Below are 4,456 nucleotides of genomic sequence, written 5' to 3' on the forward strand. Positions count from 1 at the left end.
CAACCCAAAACTTCAGCAATTTCTAACTGTGTTTTTCCACTATTCAACAACAGCAAAATTAAAATACGTTCTCTAATATTTCCATTTTCTTCTATTTTTAAGGCTTTTTGAAGTATTGTTTTTTGCTCTTGTGTCAGATAATTTTTTGCTGGCATATTTCCTATTATTGGGTTATTTATTAATTTTTATTATACCAATTTAAATGCCGAACAGCTTATGTCAAAATCAGGTATTATCAGTCTTCACAATTCATAATTTTTAGTTTTCATAGTCTAACGAGACTAGGGCGTGTCTTCAAACTCCGAGATCCCCCGTTGGTCCCCCTTAAAAAAGGGGGACTTTGAGTATGGCTCCCCCCTTAATAAGGGGGGCTGGGGGGGATCTAATATCTTGCGGAAAACTTTGAAAACACGCCCTAGTCTTAACTACAGGAATTAGACGTAAGCATTCAGCCGTCAGCCGTTGGCCTTTGGCCACGCTACTTGAGGTGCCGTCAGCCGTCAGCCGTTGGCCTATGGCTGATAGCTGAATGCTGAATGCTGATAGCTGAATGCTGATAGCTGAATGCTGAATGCTGATAGCTGAATGCTGAATGCTGAATGCTGATAGCTGAATGCTGATAGCTGAATGCTGAATGCTTACAATTAGACAGCAAATCGACTTGTAGTGTTCTACTAGCTATAGTTTTTTTTGAATAGTTTTGCCTAAGTCCTAAACTAGTTTCATATTTCCTTAAAGCTCTCTTAACAAAACCATTAATTATATTGATAATAACTTGATGCACGTTGTCCGGAACACCTGATAAGATCGTTCTAATCAACGTCAAGATTGTTTTTACAGAAACCTGGAACGGCATAGGAAGCTATAGTTATCAACATTCATTGAGGGGTTTGAGGGAGCTCCTGAATTATATTAGCGCTGTTAGTTCTAACCTCTCGTTGCTAGATAATTGATCAACTACCAATATAATCAGCCATTAAAGTTAATTCTTGTTTGAACAGTCAGTAGTAACCAAATGTAGTCGAGATAATCTAAAAATGAAAAAAAAACTGGCCAAAATTGTTAATACTGCAGTCACCAGTGTTGCTCTTTGTATTGCGATCGCATGTTACGTTTATAAAGCAGAGGCTGCTCCTGTGTTTCGGAATATTTCCTGGGAAGGAATTAATGGGTTGAGAGTTGAATTTATGTTCAGGTTCGACCAGCAGTTTGTAGTGGGATTTTAAGATAAACCCTCCTAAATAGCCTCAAAAGTAGATCCAGAGCTAGGTAATAGTCCATCAGCAGTATCTCCTTCTCTTGATGCAGTCGCTGCTCCACGTGGGTTTCAGTCATTTTGGTAGCGCCGACGTATTTCCGAGATCTTGCACCATTGTCATTAATCGTAGGCTGGGCAGTGCCTACCAACGCCCTTTGCAAGGTTCATGATCTGTGGTGCACTGCCCACCCTACATGAACCTTGGGTTTCAGTCATTTTGGTAGCGCCGATGTATTTTCCTAGCTCTGCTTCGCTTTTAGGGGATTTCGAGTCTAGAGCCTTTGAAAGTACCACTAGGAGCAATCGTCACCGTTAATAAACTATAGCGCTGTGCCCAGGGAATAGGAAATAGTTACAAAAACAGACCCCGGCGCGGGGAGATGTCCATCTCCCCATCTGCATCTTAGCGTGCTACTTTTATGAATTGGTATTATGTATTGATATTATTTCGGTGGTGGCTTCCAGGGTAAAATAAAATCTACTAATGAGTCAAACAAAATGGTCTAACTTCTACAAATTAGAAGACTGGTGGTCTGTATGGATTGGTCTGCTGTTATTGGGGACGGTGTTTAGTGGCATCATAACCGTTGTGCCAAAGATGCCTAAATGGAAAGGGATAGATTTCTTATCGGCACTCCCCTGGGAATTGTTTCCTAAACTGGCATTGCTCGCCATTGGTTTATGTGCTCTGTTTACCCTTGGCAACCTGGTAATGAAGGGCAAAGAAGGCAGAAACATGATACCAGGCTTTTTGGTTATCTTTCTCTTGTCAGTTTTATCCTATATACTTGGGAATTCACAGACCGCTAAAGCAATTAACCTCGGCTATGCTTTCTGGGCATTGTTGATTGGACTAATCATCAGTAATACGATTGGTACACCAAGGTGGATGATGCCAGCGGTGCGTACTGAATATTACATCAAGACTGGCTTAGTGATTCTCGGTGCAGAAATTCTCTTTAACCGAATTGTCGAATTCGGACCCTATGGTTTAGCGTCCGCTTGGCTGGTTACGCCTATTGTGATCATATTTATGTATCTGTTTGGTACTCGGGTTCTGAAAATGCAGCAGAAATCACTGGTGATGGTAGTCGCCACATCCACATCAGTGTGTGGTGTATCAGCCGCTATTGCAGCAGCAGCAGCCTGTAAGGCTAAGAAAAACGAGTTGACTTTAGCTGTAGGGATGACTCTCATTTTTACTGTTGCCATGATGGTGATCATGCCCTTGTTTGTCAAGGCTGTAGGTATGAATGAATTAGTCAGTGGTGCATGGCTGGGGGGAACCATTGATTCTACTGGCGCAGTTGTCGCTGCTGGTGAAACAGTAGGGGAAATTGCTGGTCAAGCAGCTGCTTTAGTTAAGATGATTCAAAATATGCTGATCGGAGTGATAGCTTTTGCGATCGCTTTATTTTGGGTGTTTTTTATAGAGCGCGAGCCAAATGCTCCTAAACCACAACTGAGGGAATTATGGGTACGTTTGCCCAAGTTTATCTTAGGTTTTATAGCTGCTTCTCTGTTAGTATCCTTTGTTTGTATTCCCTTGATGGGGATGGATACAGTTAAAAACATTCTTAGTCAAACCAAGATCTATCGTGGCTGGCTATTTTGTATCGCATTTTTGTCCATTGGTCTAGACTCGAACTTTCGGGATTTAGGAACACAACTTCAGGGTGGTAAACCCATGATTCTTTATTTGGTAGGGCAGAGTTTTAACATTGTCCTGACTTTGGCTATAGCTTGGCTAATGTTAAGCGGAATTATTTTTCCTATACCGGAGTTAGCACAGTGATAAACACTATCCGAAAATCCCTAATCTTTTTGATTAGTATTTGCTCACTTCCGCTACTACTGTGGTTATTGAATAGCTTGATAGTAGGTGGTTATTTGGGGTCGAGCGTACAGGATATATACGAAAACGAGAGTGATGCTTCAGGAATTTTCTGGACAGATGTAGAGATACTATCTCATGATTAGCCTATTCAACTATAGCAGTTATCTATTGAGTTGGTAACTGCTATGGATAGCAGAATATATCATATAATTTCTGATAAATTTAAAGTAAATCCAGGCAAAACATCTTCTCCTGATAAGGTTTTCGGAGATTGGATAATTTCTACCTCTTGATTGGGACGATAGATTTCCACAACCTTATTTTGGGGATCGATTAACCATCCTAATCTAGTCCCATTTTCCATATATTCTCGGACTTTAGCTTGCACCATTTTCAGGGAATCACTGGGAGAACGCAATTCGAGCACAAAATCAGGACATAAAGGAACAAATTTATCCTGTTCTTCTGATGTTAACCCTTCCCAACGCTCTCGTTTAACCCAAGACACATCAGGAGAACGATTTGCTCCATTAGGCAGTTGAAATCCTGTATTAGAGTCAAAAGCAACACCAAGTTTCATTTGACTGCTCCACAATTCTAGTTGAGTCGATAGTTTAATATTTCGTCTACCTGTATTTCCTCCGGTAGGTAACATGATTATTAAATCTCCTTCAGAGGTGCGCTCAAATCTTAAATCCCTGTTATCTTGACAAAGCTGGAAAAATTGTTCGTCACTTAAATTAATAGTTAATTCGAGGTTATCAGGTAAATATACCATGTTAATTACCTCCAAAATTATAGAATATTTTTATGAAATAACAAGTACAATTTAAGCTATTTTTACTTTTATTTTTTACTTTTTAAGCCTCAATTTTCAAAACTTCCACCATCGCGTGATAAGCAGCTTTAGGACGATAGGAGTTATCGAAAGGTAGAGGGGAATCTGGTTTACCAAAGAAATCGGGAATCCAAGAATGATGATCTGCAAATTCCCAAGTTAGGAACGCTGTACAATTGGGAGCCTCTAGACAAACTTGCAGGATATCTTGATATACCTTTGTCTGAGCAGCCACCCGTTCTTCTGGTGTGCCACTATCATCATGAATTTTTACGGAACTCCTAAGGCTGAAAGCCCCGTGTTTTTAAACCGGGGATGAAAGACCGTAGCGACTTGAGTCGCCGAGTTGACAATACATTGGCGCTAGGGTGTAATTAAAGTATAGGGTACAGGCTGAGAAACCGCAGGCTGAGCCGGGAGAGAGACCCGTAACTTACCGACCTGAAAGTAGTAATGCCCGGAGGGCTTGAAGTTACCGTAAGTAGAGGGTCGCCTTTATAGTCGGCAGGTTATGCAGCATAGG

Annotated in this window: 5 protein-coding genes and 1 pseudogene; 2 read left to right on the plus strand and 4 right to left on the minus strand. The window is 40.9% G+C overall.

The window, feature by feature from the left end; genetic code table 11:
* Positions 1–155 (minus strand): annotated as a pseudogene (locus F6K20_RS25660) (IS630 family transposase); the annotation flags it as partial.
* Positions 156–493: 338 nt separating this feature from the next.
* Positions 494–820: a hypothetical protein gene (locus F6K20_RS25665; RefSeq protein WP_287296519.1), complete on the minus strand. Its 327-nt coding sequence runs from the start codon at positions 818–820 to the stop codon at positions 494–496.
* 217 nt (positions 821–1,037) lie between these two features.
* On the opposite strand from F6K20_RS25665, the gene F6K20_RS25670 reads away from it, so the two are divergent.
* Together F6K20_RS25670 and F6K20_RS25675 are read left to right on the plus strand one after the other, a co-directional pair.
* Complete coding sequence (locus F6K20_RS25670; protein ID WP_131826974.1) at positions 1,038–1,226, plus strand: hypothetical protein; 189 nt, start codon at positions 1,038–1,040, stop codon at positions 1,224–1,226.
* Between the two features lie 516 nt (positions 1,227–1,742).
* Entirely contained in the window at positions 1,743–3,053 is a 1,311-nt protein-coding gene (locus tag F6K20_RS25675) for a YeiH family protein (RefSeq protein ID WP_008189037.1), read from the plus strand.
* A 244-nt stretch (positions 3,054–3,297) separates the two neighbouring features.
* Here F6K20_RS25675 and F6K20_RS25680 read toward each other — a convergent pair whose 3' ends face one another.
* Both F6K20_RS25680 and F6K20_RS25685 read right to left on the minus strand, forming a co-directional pair.
* Complete coding sequence (locus F6K20_RS25680; RefSeq protein ID WP_287267787.1) at positions 3,298–3,873, minus strand: Uma2 family endonuclease; 576 nt, start codon at positions 3,871–3,873, stop codon at positions 3,298–3,300.
* A gap of 82 nt (positions 3,874–3,955) precedes the next feature.
* Entirely contained in the window at positions 3,956–4,201 is a 246-nt protein-coding gene (locus tag F6K20_RS25685; RefSeq protein WP_081431851.1) for an endo-1,4-beta-xylanase, read from the minus strand.
* Between the last annotated feature and the right edge of the window lie 255 nt (positions 4,202–4,456).

Origin of the sequence: Moorena sp. SIO2C4 (assembly GCF_010672485.1) — a bacterium.
Lineage (GTDB): Bacteria > Cyanobacteriota > Cyanobacteriia > Cyanobacteriales > Coleofasciculaceae > Moorena > Moorena producens.